This is a genomic window from Roseovarius sp. THAF9 (assembly GCF_009363715.1).
Classification (GTDB): Bacteria; Pseudomonadota; Alphaproteobacteria; order Rhodobacterales; family Rhodobacteraceae; genus Roseovarius.
On sequence record NZ_CP045404.1, the window covers coordinates 2801860 to 2827756 of the forward strand.

Genomic DNA, 25897 nt, shown 5'->3' on the forward strand with positions numbered 1-25897 from the left:
AAAATTAACTTTACCAATTTGGCGGTTTGTCTTAACGCTATAGAGGTCCGGAACCTGAGAAATACAGGACCGGCCACGAACTGGGAGGAATTACATGACCAACAAACTGACAACGCGGCGCAATGCGCTGCGCACCATCGCCGGTGCCGGGGCCGCCACGCTCGCCGCACCGCACGTCGCGGGCGCACAGGCCAACGGCACGACCTGGAAAATCCAGACAAGCTGGCCCGGCGGCGCCGGCCTTCAGATCTTCCGCGACTGGTGCGGAACCATCGCCGAGAAAACCGGCGGCGAACTGACGTTCCAGCCCTTCGGCGCCAATGACGTCGTGGGCGATTTCCAGCTTTACGACGCGGTGAAGAACGGCGTTCTGGAAGCGGTGAACCCCTTCACAATCTATGCCCAGGGCATCATCCCGGCGGCGACGTTCCTGACGTCCATCCCGCTTGGCATGCGCAACCCGCATGAATTCGACGTGTTCTACTACGGCCTGGGCGGCATCGACATCGCGCGCGAACTTTACGCCGCGCAAGGCCTGCACTTCGTCGGCCCCGTGCACCACGGCCCGAACATCATCCACTCCAAGGTTCCGATCCGCTCGATCGACGACTTCGCGGGCCGCAAGATGCGCCTGCCCGGTGGCATGGTCGCCGAGATCTTTAACGAGATCGGCGCCGAAACCACTGTTCTGCCCGGCTCGGAAATCTTCCCGGCGCTGGAAAAGGGCACCATCGACGTGGCCGACTACGTGGGTCCCGCTGTGAACTACGCCCTCGGCTTCAGCCAGGTCACCGACTACATCGTCATGGGCCCTCCGGGCTTCATGTCGCTCTACCAGCCGGTCGACACCATGGACATCACCGTGGGCATGGACGCCTGGAATGCGCTCTCGCCCGAGATGCAGCAATTCGTCGAGATGGAAACCCACGTGTATTCCGACATGCACCACGCCGCGATCCAGGCCGCAGACCAGGAAGCCTGGGAACAGTTCGAGGCCGACGGCACCGAGGTCACCCGCCTCAGCCAGGACGACGTGGCCCTGATGACCGAGGTCGCCGTGCCGATCTGGTTCGACTACGCCAACCGCGACCCCCAAGCCGCACGTGTGTTCAAGATTCAGCTTGATTACATGCAGTCCGGTTCGCTGGGCTATGTCGACCCGGCTCTGACCGAGGGGCTCGAGCTCAAGCTCTGATCCCCCGACCGATCCGCCGCCCGAGGGCCCCGCGCCCCCGGGCGGCATTTTTCAACGCTTTCAACGAGTGAGGACCGCAATGCCGGGGCTCAGCTTCACGCTGCCGCATTGGCTGTACTGGGTGGGACTGATCGTCTTTCCCATCATCGCGATGATCCTGTCGCGCCGACCACAGCCCGAAGAGAAACGCTACACCCTGCCGCTGGCCTACATGATCGCCGTCACTGGCGGCATCCTCGGCCTGCACCGCTTTTATCTCAAGAGCTTGTGGGGCCTGGTCTTCATCCCGATCTTCCTCTTTATCCTCTACGCCAACGCGCAGACGCAGGACGCCCGCACGATCCTCTCGGGCTTCGACAACGAGCTGCGCGTGGCCCAGCGGGTGATCGACCGCGAACAGGGCCGCGTCGAAGAGGCCCGCGCCGACTTGCCTGACCTTCAGGCCGCCTATGACGAGGCCGAAGAAGGCAGCTTTACCCAGCGCGCCGCCGAACGCCGACTGGACCGGGCGAAGGAAACCCTCGACAGCGGGGCCGCCCGCCTCGAAGAAGCACAGGACACGCTGGAAGAGATCCGCCCGCAACAGGTCGAGGCGTTCCGCACCCGCGCCTGGTGGGACAATGCCGCGGGCTATGGCTTCTATGCGCTTCTGGCACTTCTGGCGATCGACCTACTGCTGATGCCCATGCTGGTGCGTCGCGCCAATGAACAGATCCCGCCCGACGAGGTGTCCGAGACTGAAAAGGCCCTCGCCGCCCACGAGGCAGAGGAAGAAGGCCCCAAGCACGACAGCGACTATGCCGAGAACTGGATCGACCGCCTGTCGCTCTTCTGCGGCGAATTCGTGGCCTATTGGGCCGTCATCGCCGTGTTCGTCTACTATTACGAGGTGCTGGCCCGCTACGTCTTCGGCTCGCCCACCAACTGGGCGCACGAGGCGATGTACCTGATGTTCGGGATGCAGTACCTGATCGCCGGCGCCTACGCGATGCTGACCGAAACCCATGTGCGCGTGGACATCTTCTATGCGCCGATGCGGAAAAAGAACAAGGCGTGGGTCGACCTGCTGACCTCGATCTTCTTCTTCATCTTCGCCGGCACGCTCTTGGTCACCTCATGGATCTTCGCCATGGACGCCATCGCCGTGCCGTCCGGCAACGCGGTCGTGTCCGACTGGGCGCGAGGCCAGATCACCTTTGGCGAGATGGTCTCGGGCTTCGGTCTGAACCAGTGGACCGATCCCAACATCCGCTGGGGCGAGATCAGCTTCAACGAATGGGAAGTGCCGCTTTGGCCGATGAAATGGGTCATGGTCATGGGCGGGCTGCTGCTCGTCCTGCAAGGCATCTCGAAACTGTCGAAAGACATCCGTGAAATCGCACGGGGGAACTGAGGCTCATGGGTATTGAAATCGACATCGCGTGGCTCACGCTCATCATGTTCGGCAGCCTTCTGGCGCTCTTGATGGCGGGCCTGCCACTGGCCTTCGTCACCGGCGGCCTGGCCTGCGTGTTCCTCTTCATCCTCGGCGATGAACGCGCACTCAACATTGTGCCCAGCCGCATCTTCCCGCTGATGACCAACTATCAGCTCTCGGCGATCCCGCTCTTCATCTTCATGGCTGCCATGCTGGAAAGGGCAGGCATCATCAACGACATGTTCGACGTGATCTACAAGGTCATGGGCGGGCTGAAGGGCGGGCTGGCCGCGGCCACCATCATCGCCTCGACGATCCTGGCCGCCATGGTCGGCGTGATCGGCGCGGCGGTCGTGACGATGGGCATCATCGCCCTGCCGGCGATGCTGAAGCGCCACTACGATCCCAAGATCGCCATGGGCTCGATCATGGCCGGCGGCACGCTGGGCATCCTGATCCCGCCGTCGATCCTTGCGATCATCTACGCGGTGGTGGCCGAACAATCGGTGGGCGAGCTCTTCATCGGCGCGGTCATCCCGGGCCTGATGCTCTCGAGCATGTACATCGCCTACGTCGTCGTGCGCAGCTACATCAATCCCGCCCTCGGCCCCGCTATCCCGGTCGAGGAACGCGTGTCGAACCGCGAAAAGATGCAACTGATCGGCAAGATGGCCGCGCCCATCACGCTGGTCGCAGTGGTGCTCGGCATCATCTTCTCCGGCGTCGCCACCCCGGTCGAGGCCGCAGGCATCGGCACCTTCGGCGCCTTCATCGTGGCCGCCATCCACCGCAAGCTCGACTGGCCCACCATCCGCGAGGCCTGCACCACGACGCTCAAGGCGTCCGCCATGGTCATCTGGATCATGTTCGGCGCCACGATCTTCGTGGGCCTCTACGTACTCGAAGGCGGGCAACAGTTCGTGCAGGACGCGCTGGCGGCCACCGGCCTTGGCCCGTGGGGCATCCTGATCCTCATGCAAATCCTTTTGGTGATCCTCGGCATGTTCCTCGACTGGGTCGGCATCCTTCTCCTCTGCGTGCCCATCTTCGTGCCGATCATAAAGGCGCTCGGCGCCGCCGCGTTCGGCCTCGACAGCCCCGAGGACCTGGTGCTGTGGTTCGGCGTGCTCTACCTCGTGAACATGCAGATGAGCTTTCTGTCGCCGCCCTTCGGCTACGCGCTCTTCTACCTGCGCGGGGTGGCGCCGCCCGAGATCCCGATGACGGACATCTTCAAGTCCGCCCTGCCCTTCCTGTTCCTGCAGATTGTCGGGCTGGTGCTCTGCATGGTCTTCCCGCAGATCATCACCTGGCTGCCTCGGCTGATCTACGGCTGACGCGATCAAGAAAAGCGGCCCCTGCATTGCGCGGGGGCCGTCATTTTAACGCGATATTATTTTACGTCACACGATGACGCTTACCCGTCCAGCCCGCACGCCTTGCGGTCTTCGGGCGACAGGTGCCCGCCCAGCCGTTCGGCCAGATCCTTCAGCAGCGGGCCATAGCGCTGCCATTTTGCGACCGAGCTGGCATAAATCGGTTCCCGCACCTGGCTGACCGACGCGGTATTTACGGCCCGCAAGGACTTGGTGTAATCCAGAACGCCCGCGTCGTAGGGCAAGCCGACAAAGTCTAGCACCTCCCGCATCTGCGCCTCGGGATCGGCCACGACTTTCTCGTAGTCCACGAACCGTACCTGATCAGGCAGGGTTTCCAGCTGGTGGCGCGCGGTCTTGTCGAACTGGTCGTAGACCTGCGCCATTGTCTCGAAACTGGTCGAGAAGGGTTGGTTGTTCCCAAAGTTCTGCATGTAGTTGGACAACAGGTTGTCCAGCGGGTGCCGGCGCATGATCAGGATCTTTGCCCGCGGAAACGCCAGCGCCAGAAGCCCCGCGTAAAGATAGTTATTGGGCATCTTGTCGGTCACGTATTCCGACCGCAGCCCCTCGCGGTGCAGAAAGGTCTGGTACTGCTCGCCCAGCCGGGTCAGCATGTCGTTGGTCACGATGCTGTCGGGCGCTTCCTCCTCCAGCACCTGTCTCAGGTCCGGGCTGTTGTGAAACGCATAGGCCGTGGCGCGCAGCTCGCCGCCCGCCTGCACCTTCGGATGACGCGAGAACATCTGCTCCATCAGCGTCGTGCCCGACCGCGGCATTCCGCAAATGAAGATCGGCGCGACCTCGTGCAGACCGGCCCCGCGATGACGCGCGACAAAGGCAGGCGTGACCAGGCTGCGCATCCGCTGCTCGCGCGTGAGGAAGGTCTCGGCGTCGAACGGGTACATTTCGGCGGTGATCGCGTTGCCCTTGTGGAAATGTCCTATGGCCGTCTCGGCGTCGCCCAGATCGTCCGCGGCCTTGCCACATGCGAAATGCAACTGCGCGCGCTGCCGCTCCGGCAAGGTTTCGGCGCGGTCCGCGTATTGCGTGAGCAGGCGGTATTCGGGGCTGTCCGCCGTGGTCTTGCGCAGCGCGATCAGCCGGGTCAGCGCACCCAGCGCACGTCCGGGCTGTGCCGCGACCTCCAGAAACGCCTTGGCCGCCTCGTCCATCCTGCCCATCGCGGCCAGGATATTGCCAAGGTGCAGCTTCGCCTCATGGGCGTCCGGATCGATCTCGAGCGCGCGCCGCGCGTGATGTTCCGCCGCCTCGTGCCGCTCGGCGCGAAACAACGCGTGCGCCAGACCGACATGCGCCGCCACCGATTGCGGGTCCAGCGCCAGCGCGCGAAACAACGGATCGACCGCCGGCTGGAACCGGAAACTCCGGATATAGGCCTGCGCCAAGTTCAGGTGCACGTCGACCACGTCACTGTTCAGCCGGGCGGCCGTGTTCAAGGCCGTGATCGCCTCGTCATAGGCCTGTCTCGAAACCAGTAGCGCGCCAAGATTGGCCTGCGCCAGGGCATTGTTCGGCGCGACCTCGACCGCCTGTCGCAAATGGGTCATCGCCTTGTCCGCCTGACCGGCCTGCGCCAGGAAGACGCCGTAATCCACCAAGGCCGGAACGTTATCCGGATCATGGTCGATTACGGTGGCCAGCAAGCTCAGACCGGCCTCGGTTTCGCCCTGCTGGACAAGGTTCAGACCCTTCAGGTGCAAGAGCTGCGGATGATCCGGATACTCGGACAAAAGCGCGTTGATCGCCTTACCCGCCTCGTCGAACCGACCGGCATTCTGGTGACGCTGGATGCGGGCCACCTCCTCGTTGACCTGCTTCAGGCGGGCGGTGGGATCGGTTTCGGTGCTCGAACTCATGAACGGCTCTTTGGCTGGGGGATTTGCGTATGTCAGCATAGGCCCCGGCCCTCCCGCCGCCAACCGTCTATTGCCAAAACGCGCCACGACCTATCGCTTTTTCCGGGTCGAGATTCGGGCGCGTGCGCCGTCCACTCACAAATCCCGCGGGCTGTCGGCATCGCAGTAGGAACACATGAAAAAGCCCGCATGTGCGGGCCCTTCCCTTATCCGTTCGACCAAAGCAGTCAGGCCACCTGCGCAACCCGCGTCAGGCCCAGCGCGTAGGCGCGGGCCGAGAGCTGATCCACCACGTCCTGCGGCACCATCCGGCGCGCCACGATGCGCGGCACGGCCATTTCGGCGATGATCGGCGCATCCGCCTGCTCGTGCCCGTTCACAAAGGCGTCGCGGCCCACCGCGTCCAGATAGGTTTCCGACGCCGCATCCTCGGCCAGCACCAGCTCGTGCGTGCCGGTGTCGATGTGGTAATAGGTGAACCCGTCCTGCGGCATCTGCGCCGCCTGGGTGATCGAGCGTCCGTTCACCAGCGCCGTCGCGTTGTAGAGGATACCGTCGATCTCCATCGCGTGGTCGGGAGAGACGTAAAGGTCGCGCGACGGCACGCCCGGCGCGATCGACCCGGCGGCAAAGCGCACCGGAAAGGCCTTGGCGGGCGTGACGCTCGCGGTGTCGATGGGCTGGATGCCCAGCCAGCGCACCGTGGTCGTGCCGCCCTCCGCCGTCAGGATCTGGTCGCCCGGCTGCAGGTCTTCCACCGCCACGCGGCCCTTGGGCGTCGCGATGCCCGTGCCTCCGAGGTAGCAGGTGACGGAGGCCGACAGGCTGTCGATCTTGAAAAAGTTGATACCCGCAGTCGATGCTGTAAATCGGATGCTTTCGTAATTTTCCGGCGTTGCGAAATTGATCAGCTGGCTGGCCCCCGTGACCGCAAAAGTCTGGTTCAATGCCGTGTTCGTCTCGTGAACGAAGGTCACGGACCAAGAGCCTGTTACCGTAGCGCCGACCACAAGGGCGATAGAACCGCCGGTCGCGCCGAAATCGGTCGAGGCCTGCGTCGAATTCAGGTCGAGCGTGAAGACAGCTCCATCGAAAAAATCAAACATGGTGATATTCCCGCCAGAGCCGACGCCATTTGACGCAAAAGCCCCCGGATTTGCAGTGGTACTCAGGGTGAAGTTGACCGCGCTTCCGGTTGATGTATCGGGAATATCCAGCTCAAACGTCGTTCCCGACGTACTTGCACCGCCGTCCGCAAAGTCGAATGTGGGCATGCTCTAAATCCGTGATGACCAACTACGTTACCGGGTGACCTTGGCAGTTCTGTCTTTGAAAAGCAAACTCGCGGTGGATGGATTTTGCAGAAGACCTTCAGCATCGCGTTGCACGGCAAACTCCGAGGCCGTCGGTCAAGCAGGCGCGAGACATGAAAAAGCCCGCATGTGCGGGCCTTTCCCTTTTCCGTTCGGGCAAAGCGGTCAGGCCACCTGAGCAACCCGCGTCAGGCCCAGCGCGTCGGCGCGGGCCGAGAGCTGATCCACCACGTCCTGCGGCACCATCCGGCGCGCCACGATGCGCGGCACGGCCATCTCGGCGATGATCGGCGCATCCGCCTGCTCGTGCCCGTTCACAAAGGCGTCGCGGCCCACCGCGTCCAGATAGGTTTCCGACGCCGCATCCTCGGCCAGCACCAGCTCATGCGTGCCGGTGTCGATGTGGTAATAGGTGAACCCGTCCTGCGGCATCTGCGCCGCCTGGGTGATCGAGCGTCCGTTCACCAGCGCCGTCGCGTTGTAGAGGATACCGTCGATCTCCATCGCATGGTCGGGCGAGACGTAAAGGTCGCGCGACGGCACGCCCGGCGCAATCGACCCGGCGGCGAAACGCACCGGAAAGGCCGTGGCCGGCGTCACGGTCGCGGTGTCGATCGGCTGGATGCCCAGCCAGCGCACCGTGGTCGTGCCGCCCTCCGCCGTCAGGATCTGGTCGCCCGGCTGCAGGTCTTCCACCGCCACGCGGCCCCCGGGCGTCGCGATGCCCGTGCCTTCGAGGTAGCAGGTGACGGAGGCCGACAGGCTGTCGATCGTGATCCCGTTACTAGCCCCGGTCGCCGTGAAGCGGATGCTTTCGTAATTTTCTGCCGTCGCGAAATTGATCACCTGGCTGGCCCCCGTGACCGCAAATGTCTCGTTCAATGCCGGGTTCGTTTCGTGAAGGAAGGTCACAACCCAGTTGCCTTGTACGAAGGATCCGAGCTGAAGGCCGATAGAACCGCCGGTCGCGCCGAAATTAGTCAAGGCCTGCGTCGAATTCAGATCGAGCGTGAACACACCGCTTCCGCTGTCACTTATGGAGATTAGCCCGCCGAAGGCGCTGGAATTTTGCGCAAAAGCGTCCGGATTTCCGCTGGTACTCAGGGTAAAGTTGACCGCGCTTCCCGTCGACGTATCGGTAAAACCGAAGTCGAACGTCGATCCCGCCGTGAATCCACCGCCGTCCGTAAACTCGAATGTAGGCATACTGTCCTCTCGGAGTTGAGTTTTGCCAATCCTACGGTAAAAGCCGCCACCGCTCCAAGAGAATTCCACACCTATTGCGTGAAAGTTTTGCGGCATTTTCTGGCTCAGCGTGACGGAGCGCGCGGGCGACACGCCCCGCAAAGCCAGCTATACCGCCGTCATGAATTGCCATCCTTGAAACGGTATGACAGGTTGCAACGCGTTACACCAACACCAGGAAGACCATGAAACTGACAGCCGCCCTTTTCGAGCCGCATGTCGGCGCGGAGATCATCGTGCATCTCGACGACGGCACACCGTTTCCGCTGAGGCTTGAAAACGTCAAGCGCGCAACCAGGTCCAGCGCGCAGGGCCCGGACACCGACACGGCTGACTGCACGGTGTTCTCGCTGGGTCTCGCGGGGCCACGGCAGCCTGTCATCAAGGCGCTGACCTATCCCATGACCCTGCCCGGCTTTGAGCCGATCCACCTGTTCATCAGCCCCCACGCGCAGGATGATGACGCGACCTATTACAACATCGCCGTCACCTGACGGACCAAAGGTCTAGGCGGTCTGCCGCGCGGGCGTCCAGATCATCGACACATAGGGCGCGGGCCGCGCCTGCACCACGAACCCCAACCGCCGGTAAAGCCGCTCGGGCCGGCGCCCGTCAAGGGTGCTGAGCGTGACATCCCGCCCCCGCGCGGCGGCTTCGTCGCAAAGTGCCCGGAACATCAGCGTTCCCACACCCCGCCCCTGGAACGCAGGCAGAATGGCGGCGTCGACCGCGTGTACCGGATCGGCCGAGAAATCCACCAGAAAGCGCCCGATTGGCTCGGGCCCTTCGGTCAGGATCAGGTCGGACGCGCCCGGCCAGTCGCGGGCGTATTGTGCGCACCGCGCCGCGAACTGCGGCTCCAGCAGCCGGGCCAGATCAGGTTCCGACAGGGGAAGAGCGCCCATTTTCTGACGCTCGCAGGCCATGAACAGCTGTTTCAGGAACGCGGTGTGCCGCGCCTCGGCCGGCACAAGCGTGTATCCCGGCAGGGTCAGCACCCACGCGCCGGCGCTGGCCGAACTCATGAAGACGCGACCGCCATGCGTATCCGCCCGGCGCCTAGTTGAGCACCAGCTCGATCATGGACCCGCCCGACCGGCGCGGCAGGGTCTTGAGAAAGGCGTCGATCTGCCCGATCCGGGGATGCGAAAGCCGGTGTATCCCGTCCTCCAGCCCGGCCAAAATCTGGGCGTCTGGCCCGTCAAAGATCGCCGATACGCTGAGCCGTCGTGTCAGGACACCCGGACGCGCAGGGTCGCTCTCCGGCGAGGCCACGTCAACGAGCCGTAGCGCCAGGGCTCCGTGCGTTCGCGTCGAGACGCGAAACCGCTGCCCCAAAAATGGCCGAAGTTCGTCCGCGGTGGCGGTCTCCCAACGGGCCGGGGCGACGGGCGTCATCGGCGCATCCATGGCGGAGACGCCTGGCTCGGCGCTGTTGTGTGCGAATGCGGGCACCGGCAACGCCAGCGCCCCTGTAAGGGCGGCCTTCGTGGCCAGAACCATCCGACGGGTCCAACCGGTTTTTTCAGTCATGTTCGTCTCCGTTTTTCGGCGGCGCTTCAGTTGCGCGACGGGAAGATTCCAAAAAGCGCGATGATGTAGTTCACCGCCAGGTAAGGTTGCACGTTGGTGTGGGACTGGCTGCCTCCGGCGTTGCCCAGAGTCACGCTCGTATCGACCTCCAGCATCGCGGGGTCCATCGTCACATCGTCCACCACGGCGTTGGGCCGGAAGATATTCGTGCCTGCCGCCAGCATGTTGCCCGCCGGCGTGCTGGCAGACCCCGGACGCGATTCCGCCCGCATGTTCGCGGTCGTCTGCACGTTGGCCGCATGGGTGTGGTTCGGCATCTCGGCCTCTGTCAGCGTCACGTTTTCCGCGCCGCCTTTTTGCCCCTGGATGTACGAGCTCAGGCCCGGGCCCTGCCGCGGACCGATCGCGACCCTGCCACGCAGGTCCGGCAGTCCGAAGGTCGTTCGCCCATCGCCGCCATACGTCGTCCCCAATATCGCGAACAATGCGTTGTTCTGACTGATCGCCAAAAGCTGTCCGTCGCAAAAGGCCCAATTGCGTGGCGCGAAGTTGCCGCCAAACATGATGATCTCTCCGATGAAAGGATCCGACATCAATACTCTCCTTCAAATTTTTCGGCCAGAGCACCGACCGTGCCGGGGGGGCGTTTTAAATCGGCCTGACGGCGCCCCCAATGCACCGCAAGCAACCGTTCAAATCACGTCAGCTGCGCGACGGGAAAATCCCTTCGAGCGCGATGATGTAGTTCACCGCCAGGTAAGGTTGCACGTTGGTGTGAGGCTGGCTGCCTCCGGCGTTGCCGAGGGTCACGCTCGTGTCGACCTCCAGCATCGCGGGGTCCATGGTCACATCGTCCACCACGGCGTTGGGCCGGAAGATGTTCGTGCCGGCCGCCAGCATGTTGCCCGCCGGCGTGCTGGCAGACCCCGGACGCGATTCCGCCCGCATGTTCGCGGTCGTCTGCACGTTGGCCGCATGGGTGTGGTTCGGCATCTCCAACTGTGTCAGCGTCACACTTTCCACGCCGCCGCGCGCACCCACCGGATAGAAGGACAATCCGGGGCCCTGCCGCGGACCCAGCGGCGCGCGGCCGCGCAGATCCGGCAGCCCGAAAGTGGTGCGCCCGTCACCGCCATAGGTCGTGCCCACGAGCGAGAAAAGCGCGGCGTTCTGGTTGATGGGCAAAAGCTGGCCATCGCAAAATGCCCATCCCCGTGGTGCGAAATTGCCACCGAACAACACGATTTGGGCGATGAAAGGCTCTGACATGCAATGCATCCTTTTGGAATATATCTACGGGCAAATGCCCGCTTTGGTTGACCATAACTGAATTTTTTCCGCGGCGTGACTCTTTCTTCTCGAATACGGAAAAAATCGCCTCTCCGCCGTTTCCGAACGCAACACGCTCCCCGCAACACCGCTGCACCCGCCCTTGCCCATCTGCCGCACCTCGGACGATCCCGTTTCCCAAAGCCAGGGCGTGCGTGCTAAGCATTGACCGCAGTTTCGCGCTGTCTTCAATGATCCCAACCGCTGTGGCCCGACCATGACGCAATCCAAGACGCCCGGTGCACTGATGGCCGATCTGCGTGCGCTTGACGCGGGCGGGCAAGAGACCGCCGTATCCGACCTGTTGGCGTCCATCCTGCGTCATCATCCCGATTTCATGCCGGCGCACCGGTTTCGCATCGACCGGCTGCTGGGGGCGGGCCTGAACGCCGAGGCGCTAGACCTGGCGCAGCGCACCGCCAACGCGTTTCCCGCCATGCGGGCCATGACGACGACACGGCAGGCCACGGCGCTCGACCGGCTGGGACAGACCGAGCAGGCGCTGCGTATGCTCGGGTCTTTGCACGACGATGCCGCCGAGGACATGCCCGCCACCGTGCTTTTCGCCACTCTGCTGGCAAGGGACGGCATGGCGGATCGCGCCGAGCCGCTCTTTCGGCAGGTTCTGTCGCAAGCGCCCGACCACCCCGGCGCCCGGCGCGGCCTGATCGACATCGCCTTGGCCCGCGGCGACGCCGACGCGGCGCTGGACCTGTGTGACGACGCCCGGCCCCATGACGACGCCGCGGCGAGCCTGCTTTCGATCCGGCGCGCCCGCGCTCTGGATCACCTGGGCCGCACGTCCGAAGCCGCCGCGCTTTTGGACAGCGAGGTGGCGGGCGGCAACCGGTCGGACCAGGTTCTGATTCAACTCGCGTGGATGCAGCGCCAGTTGGGGCGGCTCGACGCGGCCCTGCAAAGCTTTGCCGCCGTGCTGGCAACCACACCCGACCATCTCGGCGCCGTGCAGGGCAGCGTCGCAATCCTGCGCCAGCAGGGCGCGATGGACGCGGCGCTGAAGGTCTGTGATGCCGCTATCGCGAAGGCCAAGGACGCCCCCGACCTAATTCACATGCGCCGCGCGGAGATTCTTACCGACATGGGCCGCGCCTCCGAGGCCGCGGCCGCGCTCAAGACCGCGCGGGCCAGTGGCGACGCTACCGGCCAGCTCGACCTTGCCCTGGCCCGCGCGTACGTGGCGTTGGGCAATCCCGACGCGGCGCGCGAGGCATTCGAACAGGCCGCGAGGTCGGTCGAGACCAGGGCCACGGCGCTGATGGGCCTCGCGGACCTGTCGCGCAAGGCGGGTGACCACGACCGGACGCTGACCCACCTGAACGCCGCGGCAGAGACAAGCGACGGCGCCGACGCCGCCGTGACACTTGCCCTGTGCGAGGCGCTGATCCATGCCGGTCGCGCCCGGCAGGTCGCGCCGCATCTCCGGGCGCTGATCGAAAGCGACGCGCCCTTGAACGATCCGCAGATCGAGCAGTTGCTGAACATCGCTGAACGGCAGGCGCTGCCCGACGTCACCCGCCACCTGATCCGGCTGACCAGCGGACGCAGTTCGCTCACGGCCGCTCTTGCACGCCGGTTGCTGCGTCTTGCGCATATCACGGCAGACCGCGACAGCCTGGACCGGATCACACACGGCCTTCTGCCACGGGTGCCGCCGCAACAGCGTTGCGCGCTCAGGGCCGAGGCCGTCGCGCTCTGCGATGGGCCGGACGCCGCAATAGAATTTGCCCGCACGTCGCAGGACGACCGCGGCACGCCCGATCGGATCATCGTACTCGGCCGGCTGCTGATCGACGCCGGGACACCGGCGCTGGCGATGCGTTACCTGCGCTTTGCTCTGCGGACCTGGCCCGCGCATCCGGCCCTCGTGACCGTGTTTGTCCACGCCTGCGTCGGGGCGCGGGATTTCACCGCCGGGCACGCCTGCCTCGACCGGCTGGAGAACGACCTTCCCGGCACCGATACCGAGGCGCACCGGCTTGCGCTGTTTTATGGCGCAGGCGCCGACCGCAGCGTGCTGGACCGCGCATTGCGTCGGCGCGATCTCGGGCTGCCTGGCCTGCATCCGCGGCAGCTTCTGGATCTCTGCTTGTCCTGTGGCGATCTGGACCGGGCGCTTGCGATCCAGAACGGCATCCGCAACGATCCCGGCAGCAGCGGCCGGGTCGCCGCGCATTTCACCACCGGACTGCAAGGCCGGATGCTGACCGATCTGCACGTCTTTCGCACGCTCGAAGCCAAGGCCATCAGCGCTGGCGTCCCCCCCGAAGACGCCAGCACCCGCTTGGCGGACCAGTATTACTACCCGGCCAAGTGTATCCTCGACGCCTGGGCGGACCAAAGCGGGTCCACCCTGCCGCGACGCGAGACACCCGTGCCGCACCGCATCTTCCAGTACTGGGACAGGGCAACGCCGCCCGACGACATCGCCGGCCTGATCGCCGGATGGCAGAACGTGCCCGGTTTCGAGCACGTACTGATGAACCGCACCCGCGCGATCACGATGCTGCGCCGCCAGTTCGGCCCGCGCGTCGTCACCGCCTTTCAAAGGGCCCGCCACGTGACCGAGGAAAGCGACCTGCTGCGGCTTTGCCTGATCTTCAGGTTCGGCGGTGTCTACAGCGACGCAGACGATCGGCGCGTGGGCGACATCGCGGATCTTGCCGATCTGGGCGCGGGGCTGCTGGTCAGTCGAGAACCGATCGGCGCCATCGCGAACAACACCCTGATTGCGCCACCGGGCAACCCGATCCTGCGCATCGCCTTGCAGATGACGGTGCAGGCGCTCCTGGCGCGGGATTCGGACGGCGCCTGGTTCAAGTCCGGCCCCGGGATGCTGACCCGCGCCGCTGCCGTTTTCCTGCGCGACGCCGAGACGTCCGAGGCCGTCCGCAACCTGACGCTGATCGACGGTGAAACGCTGCGCCGCCATGTCGAGCCCCATATCCGCCTGCCCTACAAGAAAACCGCCAGCTACTGGAACGCGCAGGACCGGGCTCTCAGCAAGACCGTGCGCGAAAGCCTTCTCGGACTGGCAGACCTGCCGGAGAGGGACGGGCGCAAGCCCGCCACCATCGGCTGACACCGGGCCTTCGACGCTAAGGACGCGCACGCCCCTCAAAGCCCGGCCCCTGATGCGGCAAGCGGCCTTCAGAACTCGCCCCAAGCCTCGGCAGCCGCCTAAAGACCAAGGCACGAGGCCGGTGAAAGCTGCGAACGTGCTTGAGCGTGAGTTCGAGGCAGGCAGCCCTTGGGAGAATAGCTACGTCGAGAGCTTCAACGCTCGCCTCCGAGATGAATTGCTGAACAGGGAGATCTTCTACTCGCTCAAAGAGGCCCAGATCATCATCGAGGGTTGGAGGAAGCACTGCAACACCAAACGGCCCCACAGCGCCTTGGGGTACCGGCCGCCAGCGCCCGAGAGCATCATCCCAATAGACCAGAGGCCGGCCATGCACTTACAATCAAGCTGGACCAGTCAGGTTAGGCCGCTCCGTTTGCTGTTCCTTGCAGTTTCGGGATTTAAGTGGCCCTTGGCGGAAGAATGGCAGATTGTTGGTGCAGGCTAACTACACGGTAGGACTGATTTCAAAATGCCTAACCCCAGCGCGCGCAAGGCGCTAAACCTGAGATGGTTGGAAATCTTTCAGCTGTGCGCGCGGAACGGCTCACTCCGGCAGACGGCAGACGCGACCGGACTGTCGGTCAGTACCGTGTCGCACCACCTGCGCAGCCTGGAGCATCACCTGGGCGTCGCGCTTTTCAATCATACGCGCCGGCCGATGGTTCTGACACCGAAAGGGCACGTGTTTCTGCGCGACATCGATATCGCACTGCGGGCAATCCGCAAGGCCAAGGCGGAGGCGTCGGCGGGGAACCTGACCGAGGCCAGCCATCTGAGACTGGGCACGATCGAGGATCTTGAAAGCGACGTGATACCGGACCTGGCCGTTCACCTGTCGCAACGGATGCCCGATTGCGATTTTTTGTATCATACGGCCACGAGCCGAGAGATCATCGAGATGCTGCGCGACCGGGAGCTGGACCTCGGCATTGCGACCGCGCCGCCGGACCGGTTGCGCGACCTTCAGGACAGGCCACTGTTACGGGATCCCTTCGTCATCGTATTGCCGGCGGGGGTGGAGCCGTCGGTGTCCGAAGTGCTGAAAGATGGGTTCAGCCTGCCGTTCCTGCAGTTTTCCAGCGACCTGATCATCGCCCGGCAGATCGAGGCCCAGCTGCGCCGCGTGGGGTTCACCCTGCCGCACAAGTTCGAATGCGGCAGCAATCAGACGCTGATGGCGATGGTCGCGGCGGGGGCGGGATGGACGATCACCACGCCGCTTCTGTTCTCGCGGGCGAAGCGGTTCCAGCCGCAGTTGCTGATGCAGCCCTTTCCGGGCAAGCGGTTTGCGCGGACGCTGTCGCTGATCACGACGCCGGATTGTTCGCGGTCGATGCTGGATATCGTGAACGGCAGGATTCGCCGCGCGCTTGAAACGCAGGTGATACGGCCGTTGGTCGCGACCGCGCCGTGGCTTGAAAACCAGTTCAAGCTGGTTGATGCGGTTGGTGAGGATCAGTCGTAGAGGATGTTGAACCGCTGACGGATGGCGCGGTCCTGCTGGGGTGTCAGGTAGTCGGGGCGGTGCGTTTCCAGAATTTCGCGGGCCCGGGCATTGGCCACCGACCAGGCGTCCTTCGCCCCGGTCTGCGCCCATGTTCGCGGCTCCTCGCGGTTGGCGAGGGCGGGATAGAAATAATCGCGCTCCATCGCCGCAAAGGTATGCTGCCCGCCCAGGAAATGCCCGTCGCCCAGAACCGCGTCGACGATCGCGTCATAGCCGAGATTCGCCTCGCTAACCTCGATCCCGCGCAGGGCGCGATAGGTGTGGGAATGCATCTCGTCGTCCAGGACGAAGGCCTCGAAACTCGCGCCCAGAAGCGAAGCGGTCATGCCGGAGCTTTCGTAGATCAGGTTGCCACCCGCCAGCGCCGCAGCCATCGAGGTCAGGCCCTTTTCCATGCCGTATTGCGCGTCGATGGCCTTGGCGTCGGTCATGGAACACGCTACCCCCGACGGCAGGCCCAGCCAGTTCGACAGCTGCGCCGACGCGGCGTTCAGAAGCGCGGTCTCACCGCTGCCCCCGGCAAAGGCGCCGGTGCGCAGGTCTATGACCAGCGGCCAGTTGGAGAAAACCATCGGAAAGCCCGGCCGGATGGCGTGGACCATCACCAGGCTGGCCAGCGTTTCGGCCAGTGACTGGGCAAGGAACCCGGCCATCGTCGCGGGCGCGGTAGCCCCGGCCTGTGCTGCGGTGATGCAGGACATCGGAATGTTGTACCGGATGCATTCATAAACCACGTCGACCGCATCCTCACCGAAGCGCAGGGGCGAAATGATCGGGCTGATATGCGCCTTCACGAAGGGCCGTTCCGAGAAAGCACCGGGGCCGCCGGCGGCGATGTCGAGCATCTCGACGATCGGTGCCACGTGGCTTGCCAGGGTAAAGGAGGTGGCGGTTGGTTTCGTGGTGTTGCGCAGGAGCGCATAGACGGTGTTAACGTCCAGGTCGAAAGTGTCGGGCACGTCCGTGGCCACGCAACAGCGGGTGTACCAGCTGACATTGGCGAGCGTGTCCTGCAACCGGGTGAAATCATGCAGGTCGGCCAGGGTCGAAGGACGGTAGAGGTGGGTGTCTAGGTCCAGCGTCTGCACCGCAGCGCCACCGGTGCCGAAATGCACGCGGTTGCCGCCGACCTCGATGGACCGCGACGGATCGCGCCCGTGCAGGGTGAAGGTCTTGGCGGCGTGGTCCACCGCGTCCTGCACCAACGTCGGCGGGAAGAGGATGCGGCCTCTCTCGCCCTCCAGCGCACCGACGCGCATCAGGTCACCCCGCAGCCGGTCTGGCACCTCGCCCAGGCCCAGCTTGGCAAGCAGGGCCAGCGCGGTGTCGTAGATCGCGTTTAGGTCGGCCTCGGTCAGGGGCTTGTAGGCGCCGCCGGCCTGACCGGGCGGACAAGGATCAAACAGGGGCTTGGCGCGACGTTGCGCCATCCGCTCCACCCGTCCGGCACGTCTAGATCTTTCCGCCACGAGGGTCCGCTTTCGTCGTTGAGGGCTGGGTTGATCTGGGCAGGATATGTCGAGGCGGGCAAGACTTGGTGGAGAGAATTCGAAAATATCGAAATACAATTCCAGTAATATCGTAATAACCGCGTTTCGGTTGCCAGAACGGCAAAATCACGCCCCAGTCGCGAACAGACATCGACGGAGACGGATCATGAAATCGCGGACCAAGGTTGCGGTCATCGGCGGGGGCATCGCGGGGTGTTCGACGCTCTATCACCTGACCCAGGAAGGCTGGAGCGACGTGGTGCTGATCGAGCGGGACGAGCTGACATCCGGCACGACCTGGCATTCGGCGGCGCAGGTGACCAATTTCGGCATGAACCAGACAATGGTGGGCCTGAAATCGCATTCCATCGCGCTTTACAGGAAACTGCGGGACGATCCCGATTATCCCGTGGGCTATCACCATGGCGACGGCGGCATTCGTCTGGCCAATACCGAGGCGCAGATGCAGGGATATCGCCATTTCGCATCGATGGCACGCGGAATGGGTGTCACCTACGAAGTGATTGATGCCGAGGAATGTGCCCGCCGCCATCCCCTGATCTCGACCGACAACCTGCTGGGCGGGCTTTGGGATGGCGAGGATGGAGATATTGACCCCGCGCAGCTGTGCCAGGCGCTGGCCTTTCATGCCCGCAAGGCCGGTGCGGAGGTTTACCGCCAGACCACCGTGACCGGACTAACCCAGAAGGCGGATGATACCTGGACGGTCGAGACGGACAAGGGCGTGATCGACGCCGATATCGTGGTGAACGCCTGCGGCTACCGCGTGAACGAGGTGGGCGCGATGATGGGGGTGCATCATCCCGTCGCGTCGATGGAACACCAGTATTTCGTGACGGATGACATCCCCGCGATTGCAGCAGCGGGCCACCGTATGCCCCTGCTGCGTTGCCCGATTTCGGACTATTACTCCCGCCAGGAAAAGGGCGGACTCCTGGTGGGCTTCTACGAGCAGGATTGCAAAACCTGGGGCATGGACGGGATCAGCCCCGATTTTTCCAACGATCTTTGCCCCGATGACCTCGACCGGGTTATGGACGTGCTGGAAGGCGCGTTCGCGCGGATGCCGGTGCTGGCCGAGGTCGGCATCAAGCGGGTGGTCAATGGCCCGATCACCTATACGATGGACGGCGCGCCGCTGGTCGGCCCGATCCCGGGCAAGCGCAACGCGTTCTGCATCATCGGCCTGCGCGCCGGGCTGGGAGAAGGCGGCGGGCATGGCTGGCTTCTGGCGCAGCAGATCGTGCATGGCGAGGCGTGCTATGACACCTGGTGCCTCGACCCGCGCCGCTTTACCGGCCACGCCAATGTCGAACTGACCTCGCGCAAGGCGATCGAGGATTACCAGAACGAGTTCCGCTTTCACTTCCCTCATGAACACCGCCCGGCGGGCCGACCCGCCAAGACAACGCCACTGACCCCGGTGCTGGCCGCCGAAGGGGCAGAGTTTACCGTTGTAAACGGATGGGAGCGGGTGGAGTACATCAAGCCTGACCCCGCGTTTCATCCCACGCTCTCCTTCGACTTCGACGAGGCGTTCGACATCGTCGGCGCCGAGGTGCGAAACGTGCAGGATAGTGTCGGGCTTTGCGAGGTCAGCGGGTTCAACCGGTTCGAGGTCACCGGTGCCGATCGGCATGCATTCCTTGACCGGATGTTCTGCGGCGCGGTGACGAAGCGCACTGGCCGCGTTGGGCTGGGCTACATGCTCAACCATCACGGCATGGTCAAGGGCGAGGCGACGGTGGCGAACCTGCCCGCCTCGGACCGGGGACCGGAGCGGGTCTGGTATGGCTCGGCGGCGGCCAGCGAATACCATGACATGGACTGGTTGCAGATGCACCTGCGAGACGATGAGGATGTGCACATCCGCAGCCTGACCAACGACCAGACGATCCTGGTGCTGGCCGGTCCGAAGTCGCGCGATGTCATGCAGGCGGTCAGCCGGGCCGATTGGTCGGCGGAGGCGTTCCCGTGGCTGTCGGTGCGCGAATGTTTCATCGGCTTTGCCCCTGCCACCGTGATGTCGGTCAGCTTTTCCGGCGAACTGGCTTATGAAATTCACGTGCCAAACGCGTCGCTTTATGCGGCCTACCTGGCGCTGCGCGAGGCGGGCGAGGCGCATGGGATGCAGCTTTTCGGGGCTCGCGCCGTGGAGGTGATGCGACTGGAGAAGGGTTTCCTGCACTGGAAAGCAGACCTTCTGACAGAGTTCGACCCGTACGAGACCGGGCTGGACCGGTTCGTCAAACCGGACAAGGGCGATTTCATCGGCAAAGAGGCGTTGGCGCGGCACCATGCGAGTGGTCTGCGCAAACGGCTGGTCACGTTGAAGGTCGGGTCAACACAGGGCCCGGCCCACCCCGGCGCCTCTGTCGAGTTGAACGGCGAGGTCGTCGGAACGATCACCTCCGGCGCATGGGGGCACCGGGTTGGTATGAACCTCGCCTATGCCTTTGTGGACGCCGATGTCGTGGAGGCAGAGGCGAAGATCGCTTTGGACCTATGTGGCGAATTGGTAGAGGTGCAGGTGATTGAACCGTGTCCCTATGATCCTGGCCATACACGAATGCGGCAATGACTTCGCAGTGCCGAGACAGCGCGCGTCAGGGAATTGGAAGATCTGCCGCCGCTTTTGTTTACTCGATCCAGCCAAAGACTGACTCAAGCATCATCTTTCGGGATTTCTAATGGATTTTCATGCGCGGTTATCGGGAGGGGATACCTTCCCCTCATCGCTAACGGCACGGAGCGCTCATCAGCAAAACGAAGAGTTCCGCAGCCAGTGCCTCACTACCGTGGCAAAAGTCCTGCCTGATCTATCCCTCGTTTGTCGGCACTGGAAAGGACTGCATCGCGAAGCGTTTGGCTCCGATCCAATAACCTTCGGAATCTTTCTTCATCCAACACGAGTAGTGTCGTCGGAGCAATAGCGCGAACATCGGCACGAGGTGCCTTGTTCGTCAGAATTGCTATCTGGCCAAACATCTCTCCGCGTCCTAAGCGCCATTTCTGTCCGGCGCTCTCCAATTCCACCGCGCCAGAAGCAATGAAGAACACGCTTTTACCAACATTCTCCTTGCGAAGGAGCACCTCCCCCGCATCGACATAACGTGTCTTGAGTGTTCGCCCCAACTTCTTCGTGGCGTTCTTTTCAAGATCTGCAAAAAGTGGGAATTGCCGGACAAGGGTTACCCTGTGTACCGCAACGTCGAGACGTGGCCGTTGCTCCGCCGCCATCCGGCGCATTGCCAATTCCTGCATCAGCGCCGTGTAGACCTCGGCGCCGATCAGTCCGTCTTCGCGCATCGCAACATACTCACGTTCTTCCATACGAAGCGCGGTGCGGCGTATGAAGCGCCGTTCAAGTTCCTCGGCATAACCGGGATATTGCAGCCTCATTCCCTCGAGTGCGGTGTCGATCATCTCAATCCGCCGCGCCAGAAGCTCGTGCAATAACTCGGCGACCCGCCGGCCGTGGATGCGACGTATGCGACCATCTATGAACGCGCCCAGATCACGCAGAATCAGACGTTGCGACAACAGCAGTTCGAACCGGTCCGCCGTCATCCTCGCGAGCGGCCCTGATATCCCGAGCCGGCCATGCAGCAGAACCGCGGCTCGAAACGCTCGTCCATAAGAGACGCTCCGGCGGGCCGCGCGCTGATAACCGCTCCGACCTTGCGTACGGGCGCCTTCGATCAGCCTGTCCGCATCGGAGATTAATAGTTCCGCCATGCGGGCAGATACCGTCCGTTCCCGCACCCGGGCGAGAAGCGTATCACGTTCATGGCCGGCCAGAGCAATCAAGCCCAGAGCAATACGATCCCGGTCAAGGATGTCCGCGTTTTCTTCGGCCATCTTTACCGCACCGTCCAGCCGCTCACCAAATCGCTTGGCCTCGGAGCGGACGGTCTCATGGTTGAGATCGTAGCTCTCGGTGGTCTTTGCCACGTCTTCTCGTACTGTCTGCAAGGCAACGGCCACGACCTGCCGGGAAAGCGCGTCATCGATCGGGGAAAGCCGGTCGAGTCCGAGACGCGCAATGATCCAGCGCAGCGTGGTGCCCTGCACCATTAGCGTAAACAACGTAAAACCTGTGGCGAGGATGCCGACGACACGCTGGATATCGCCTGGTACCCGGACACTCTCGGTGACCGCGAGCGCCAACGCGAGTGTCACGGCGCCCCGGAGACCGCCCCAAAGTATCGCCGCTCGATAGGGGCGCTCGACGGTCGGCGAAAGCTTGAGCGCCGTCAAGACCGGCATCAGGCCGAACAGGATCGCGGCTCTCGCGGCAACGGCAGCAAGGATCACCACGCCGACCAGCAGGAAGTCTTCAAGCCGGACTTCTTCCAGCAACCGGGGGATCAACAACGCGGCCAGAATGAAGATGAGGGCGCCAGCCCAGTGCGCCAGCACACCCCAGAGTTCTCGAAGGTTCAACCATGCTTGCGGTGGCAGGCGGCCGGGAGCCGTAAGGTTAAGTGTCAGTCCAGCGGCAACCACTGCGATCACGCCTGACGCTTCAACGCCCCGCTCCGTAACGATATAGGCAAGGTAGGGCAATGCCACCGAAATCGAGATTTGCGCAAGCTCGTGACGGCTGAACAATGCCATCACCCAAACGGCGATCCGCGCGGCCAGCCACCCAGTGAGCGCGCCACCCGCAATAAGGAACGGAAACCGTGCCAAGGCGTCTCCAAGCTCGGGATCCGGGATGCCCAGCATCACGAAACCCATGAAGAGACCGAACAATGCAATTGCTGCCGCATCGTTCAGAAGGCTCTCGCCTTCGATGATCCGGGCCAGGCGACGCGGCGCCGAGATTGATCGGAAGATCGAAACCACAGCCGAGGGATCTGTGGTCGACACAATGGAGCCGATCAGCAGGCAGGCTGCCAAGGGCAGCGCGCTGACCCAAAAGAGTGCATAGCCAACGGAAATGGTTGCGACGACTACGGCAAGTACCGCCAACACCAGGATCGGGACCCAATCGTCCAGCATCCGCCGCAAGTTCATTTCGAGGGTCGCCTGGAACAGGAGTGTCGGCAAAAAGACATAGAGGAAGACGTTGGACTTGATCGGCAATCCGAGTATCGCCTGGGCAACGGGGTTGAGCACATCCGTAAGGTCGGTTCGCAAAAAGAACGTCGCCCCAGCGCCGATCACGATGCCGAGTACCGCGAGGATCACGCTATAGGGCAGCCGCAAACGCGCAGCCACGGGTTCGGCGATCCCGATGACGAGAAAGAGCGACGCAATGACGGTCGTGACGAGGATGATATCCATGTACTGGGAATATCAGAAGATATTCTGGACGCATCTCTGTTCTTTTCTGATTGGGTTATAGAATATGTGCGACGCACGACATTTCCTGTGAGCCAACGCCGAGGGCGTGTTCAGCGCCACCCACCGAACAATTAAGCCCAGCACCGACGGGTGCTGGGCAGAGATGAATTGTTCAAAATATGCTCTCAGGGAACCTGATACCGTCAAGCCGCGTCTTTGCGTTTCCTTTCCCAAGCGAACGCTTTCATCGGTTCGTCAACAGGCGTTTCCGCAAGATGGTTCGTGTAGTTCGACATGACTTTCTGTGAAAGGCCAAGAATTACTTCAAGCACCTGACGTTTCGTGAAGCCGGCATCAAGGAAAGATTTCACGGCTGCATCGTCCACATTGCCTCGCCCACGAACAACGGCGAGTGTAAAGGTGCGCAGCGCTTCGAGACGGTCAGAGGGCAACGGCGTTTCGTTGCGGAGCGCATCGGTAATCGCATCGTCGACCTTCATCATCTTTGCAATGCCAGTGTGGGCGGGCACGCAGTAGTGGCATTCATGTTCAACATTGATGGATTGCCAGACCACAGTTAGCTCGTCTTTGTCAAAGCTGGTCTGCTCCGCGAACAGCTTGTGCAGCTGCTGATAACCCTCCAGCAGTGCCGGGGCTTCGGCCATCACGGCATGAAGGCCGGGGATGCGGCCAAACGCTTTCTGCGAATTCTCGAGAAGCACTTGGCTATCCTCAGGCGCAGTGTCCATCGTGTGTCTTTTGAACTCGGTCATAACGTTTCCTCTTCTTTCTTGAGTGATTGCTCAAAAACCACGTAACTTTACTTGAGCGATCGTTCAAGATAATTCTTGGACGATCACACAAATGAGATCGGAGGCAAGAGATGGGACGTGCAGCAACCTATGATCGCGACTCAGTGCTGGAAACGGCGATGGCACTGTTCTGGGCGCGCGGTTATCACGCTACATCTCTGAAAGATCTCGAGAGCGCGCTCGATATGCGGCCTGGGTCCATTTATGCGGCCTTCGGCTCCAAAGCGGACCTCTTTCGCGCCGCTCTCGATCTTTACGCCGCCACGGGACGGACGGCGTTCAAGGACACGATGGCACAGGCGAATTCTCCTATCGCAGGGCTCGCTGCGCATGTCCGGATGCTTGCGGGGATGTGTCAAAAGGCTGTTCCGTCCCGCGCGTGCATGCTGGTTAAATCGCTGCTGGAAACACCAGACGACGAACCCGAACTGCGGCAGTCGGTTGAGGCAATGATGCGGCAGACCGAAATGGCCTTCGCAGACGCCTTTCGGTCTGCAATCGAGACCGGAGAGATCGCACCCGACGCAAACCCGGATCGTCTGGCGGCGCGCCTGCAGGCCGGAATCTTTGGTCTGCGGGCCTATGCGCAGAGAACAGACTCTGCAAGCCGGATCGAAGCGATCGCGGAAGATATGGCTCGCGAAATTGAAGGGCTCCGCGTTTGAGAGCCTATATGCACCTCTGACGTCATGGCTCAGTAATGCGGACCTTGTTGCCCGCCCCAGCGAAAGACCAGTCCCCGCCCCGATCTTCAGACCACCGCGCACGGCCCAATCCGGCCGGTGAAGAACTTAAATGTCGTTGCACTGAGTATCGAGAGTGCGGGCATTCGTTTTTGCTCGCAGCCCGGGCCTGCCTGATGCCATGGCCGATTGATACCGACTTGTGCGAAGGATGATCACTCGTTCTCCCCTTCCTGCTCGGTCGTCCACTCGGTTACCGCGGTCACGGCCACCTGCGACGCGTTCGGCGAAAGCGAAACATAGTCTCCCGCCTCGTCCGCAGGGGGCGCAGAGCGGACCGTCATGCGATAGGCGCACCAGGCAGCGATCGCGAGGAAGGTGCCGGCGATGAACAGCCAGAACCCATCATCGCCCATGAGATCCATCATCTGGCCCGTGATAAGTGGCCCGGCAATGGCGCCGAGGCCGTAAATGAAGATCATTCCGCCCGAGGCCGCGGGCATGTCCTCGAGCTCCAGGTAGTCGTTGCAATAGGCGATCAGCAACGAATAGAGCGGCGAGGCCATGCCGCCCATGATAACCCCCGTGCCGAGCAGGACCGGAAAACTCGGACCGAAGAGCCACGGTATCAGGCTGGCGACGCCGCCGACCACGGCGACCCCGAGGATCAGCAGGCGCCGGTCGAAGATGTCCGACAGCCAGCCTACGGGCACCTGGAACAGGATGGAGCCAACGAAGATGGAGGCCACGAAGAGCGTGATCCGGCCCGTCGAAAGACCGATCTCGCTGCCATAGACCGAGGCCATGCCGAGCTGAGCCGCGAACACGCCGCCCAGCAGCAGTGTTCCTACCGTCGCGAGAGGCGAAGTGTAGTAGAGCCGCTTGAGGCTCATCGGCTTGATGTTTTCCGCGAATGGCACGGGGCTTGCCGACAGCAAAATCGGCGCAAAGGAGAGAGACACCAGGATGGAGGCGACCGCGAACACCGTGAAGGTCTCGACGGGTATCACGCCGACCAACACCTGCGCGCCGACCATGCCGAAGGTCTGTGCCAGCATATAGGCCGACAGGATGGTGCCGCGCGTCGTGTTCGTCGCCTTGTCGTTCAGCCAGCTTTCGGCAGAGACGTAGACCCCCGACAGACAGAACCCCAGCAACAGGCGGATGAGCGCCCAGGCCCAAGGTTCCACAAATATCGGAAAGGCAATCAGGCCCGCGGACATGAAGGAGCCCAAAGCCGCGAAGACCCGCACGTGACCGACACTGCGGATAAAACTCGACGCCATCCGAGAGCCGATCAGGAAGCCGGCAAAATAGGCAGAGGTCACGATCGACAGCTCGAATGTCGAGAACCCTTCTAGCCCGCCGCGCACGCCCATCAGTGTGGATTGCATGCCATTGCCGATCATTATGAGAAACACGCCGAAAAGCAGGGCCCAGACGTGCAGGATGACTGTCATTTCCGGACCTCGCGGCATTCGGGTAGCTGTCCACGGCACCCTTGGGCCAGACATACGCAGGCAAAGTCAACAGCGTTGTTTCGCGGTTGCAAGCGTAGATGAAAGCGACCAATGGGAATTGCTCGTTGTTGTCCGTAAGATGATCGCATTGCACAGGTCTTTTCACGCGCTCAGCGATCTTCATGCACCCACGTTGGATCAA

General features: G+C 62.9%; 19 protein-coding genes and 1 pseudogene. 9 read left to right on the forward strand and 11 right to left on the reverse strand.

Annotated elements, in window-relative coordinates; translation table 11 throughout:
- The first annotated feature begins 94 nt into the window (after positions 1–94).
- The 3 genes from dctP to FIU86_RS13865 all read left to right on the forward strand — a co-directional run bounded on the left by dctP (position 95) and on the right by FIU86_RS13865 (position 3949).
- A complete protein-coding gene (gene dctP / locus FIU86_RS13855; RefSeq protein ID WP_152475616.1) occupies positions 95–1195 on the forward strand; it encodes a TRAP transporter substrate-binding protein DctP in 1101 nt (366 codons plus the stop codon).
- 79 nt (positions 1196–1274) lie between these two features.
- Complete coding sequence (locus FIU86_RS13860) at positions 1275–2588, forward strand: TRAP transporter small permease subunit (protein ID WP_152475617.1); 1314 nt, start codon at positions 1275–1277, stop codon at positions 2586–2588.
- 5 nt (positions 2589–2593) lie between these two features.
- The gene (locus FIU86_RS13865; protein ID WP_152475618.1) at positions 2594–3949 is read left to right on the forward strand and encodes a TRAP transporter large permease subunit; all 1356 of its coding nucleotides are present in this window, start codon (positions 2594–2596) and stop codon (positions 3947–3949) included.
- An 80-nt stretch (positions 3950–4029) separates the two neighbouring features.
- Here the strand turns inward: FIU86_RS13865 and FIU86_RS13870 are convergent, their stop codons facing one another.
- The 3 genes from FIU86_RS13870 to FIU86_RS13880 form a co-directional block, all read right to left on the reverse strand.
- Positions 4030–5868 (reverse strand): tetratricopeptide repeat-containing sulfotransferase family protein, encoded by a 1839-nt coding sequence (locus FIU86_RS13870; RefSeq protein ID WP_172977511.1) that lies wholly within the window; start codon positions 5866–5868, stop codon positions 4030–4032.
- A gap of 227 nt (positions 5869–6095) precedes the next feature.
- The gene (locus tag FIU86_RS13875; protein WP_172977512.1) at positions 6096–6974 is read right to left on the reverse strand and encodes a Hint domain-containing protein; all 879 of its coding nucleotides are present in this window, start codon (positions 6972–6974) and stop codon (positions 6096–6098) included.
- A gap of 372 nt (positions 6975–7346) precedes the next feature.
- Positions 7347–8387, reverse strand: a complete 1041-nt coding sequence (locus FIU86_RS13880) for a Hint domain-containing protein (RefSeq protein ID WP_172977513.1) — start codon at positions 8385–8387, stop codon at positions 7347–7349.
- A 224-nt stretch (positions 8388–8611) separates the two neighbouring features.
- On the opposite strand from FIU86_RS13880, the gene FIU86_RS13885 reads away from it, so the two are divergent.
- On the forward strand, positions 8612–8920 hold the full coding sequence (locus tag FIU86_RS13885) for a hypothetical protein (protein ID WP_152475622.1): 309 nt from the start codon (positions 8612–8614) through the stop codon (positions 8918–8920).
- A 12-nt stretch (positions 8921–8932) separates the two neighbouring features.
- Here FIU86_RS13885 and FIU86_RS13890 read toward each other — a convergent pair whose 3' ends face one another.
- The 4 genes from FIU86_RS13890 to FIU86_RS13905 all read right to left on the reverse strand — a co-directional run bounded on the left by FIU86_RS13890 (position 8933) and on the right by FIU86_RS13905 (position 11228).
- Positions 8933–9451 (reverse strand): GNAT family N-acetyltransferase, encoded by a 519-nt coding sequence (locus tag FIU86_RS13890; RefSeq protein ID WP_152475623.1) that lies wholly within the window; start codon positions 9449–9451, stop codon positions 8933–8935.
- 34 nt (positions 9452–9485) lie between these two features.
- Positions 9486–9959 (reverse strand): hypothetical protein, encoded by a 474-nt coding sequence (locus tag FIU86_RS13895; RefSeq protein WP_152475624.1) that lies wholly within the window; start codon positions 9957–9959, stop codon positions 9486–9488.
- Positions 9960–9985: 26 nt separating this feature from the next.
- Positions 9986–10552: a phage tail protein gene (locus FIU86_RS13900; RefSeq protein WP_152475625.1), complete on the reverse strand. Its 567-nt coding sequence runs from the start codon at positions 10550–10552 to the stop codon at positions 9986–9988.
- Positions 10553–10661: 109 nt separating this feature from the next.
- Entirely contained in the window at positions 10662–11228 is a 567-nt protein-coding gene (locus FIU86_RS13905; RefSeq protein WP_152475626.1) for a phage tail protein, read from the reverse strand.
- Between the two features lie 277 nt (positions 11229–11505).
- Between FIU86_RS13905 and FIU86_RS13910 the strand changes: the two genes are divergently transcribed.
- The 3 genes and pseudogenes from FIU86_RS13910 to FIU86_RS13920 all read left to right on the forward strand — a co-directional run bounded on the left by FIU86_RS13910 (position 11506) and on the right by FIU86_RS13920 (position 15895).
- On the forward strand, positions 11506–14388 hold the full coding sequence (locus tag FIU86_RS13910) for a tetratricopeptide repeat protein (RefSeq protein WP_152475627.1): 2883 nt from the start codon (positions 11506–11508) through the stop codon (positions 14386–14388).
- 160 nt (positions 14389–14548) lie between these two features.
- A pseudogene (locus FIU86_RS22845) lies at positions 14549–14875 on the forward strand (transposase); the annotation flags it as partial.
- Positions 14876–14899: 24 nt separating this feature from the next.
- A complete protein-coding gene (locus FIU86_RS13920; RefSeq protein ID WP_152475628.1) occupies positions 14900–15895 on the forward strand; it encodes a LysR family transcriptional regulator in 996 nt (331 codons plus the stop codon).
- On the opposite strand, the gene FIU86_RS13925 is transcribed toward FIU86_RS13920, so the two are convergent.
- A complete protein-coding gene (locus FIU86_RS13925) occupies positions 15886–17406 on the reverse strand; it encodes a trimethylamine methyltransferase family protein (protein WP_152475629.1) in 1521 nt (506 codons plus the stop codon). The two genes, FIU86_RS13920 and FIU86_RS13925, sit on opposite strands and share 10 nt — an antisense overlap.
- 187 nt (positions 17407–17593) lie before the next feature.
- Here FIU86_RS13925 and FIU86_RS13930 point away from each other — a divergent pair, with 187 nt between their 5' ends.
- Complete coding sequence (locus tag FIU86_RS13930) at positions 17594–20029, forward strand: FAD-dependent oxidoreductase (protein ID WP_152475630.1); 2436 nt, start codon at positions 17594–17596, stop codon at positions 20027–20029.
- A gap of 212 nt (positions 20030–20241) precedes the next feature.
- Here FIU86_RS13930 and FIU86_RS13935 read toward each other — a convergent pair whose 3' ends face one another.
- A complete protein-coding gene (locus FIU86_RS13935) occupies positions 20242–22740 on the reverse strand; it encodes a cation:proton antiporter (RefSeq protein ID WP_152475631.1) in 2499 nt (832 codons plus the stop codon).
- A 203-nt stretch (positions 22741–22943) separates the two neighbouring features.
- On the reverse strand, positions 22944–23513 hold the full coding sequence (locus FIU86_RS13940) for a carboxymuconolactone decarboxylase family protein (RefSeq protein ID WP_152475632.1): 570 nt from the start codon (positions 23511–23513) through the stop codon (positions 22944–22946).
- A 158-nt stretch (positions 23514–23671) separates the two neighbouring features.
- On the opposite strand from FIU86_RS13940, the gene FIU86_RS13945 reads away from it, so the two are divergent.
- Positions 23672–24217 (forward strand): TetR/AcrR family transcriptional regulator, encoded by a 546-nt coding sequence (locus FIU86_RS13945; protein ID WP_254703846.1) that lies wholly within the window; start codon positions 23672–23674, stop codon positions 24215–24217.
- Between the two features lie 233 nt (positions 24218–24450).
- On the opposite strand, the gene FIU86_RS13950 is transcribed toward FIU86_RS13945, so the two are convergent.
- Positions 24451–25695 carry an MFS transporter gene (locus FIU86_RS13950; protein WP_152475634.1) on the reverse strand — a complete coding sequence of 415 codons (1245 nt, stop codon included), beginning with the start codon at positions 25693–25695 and terminating at the stop codon, positions 24451–24453.
- Positions 25696–25897 lie beyond the last annotated feature (202 nt).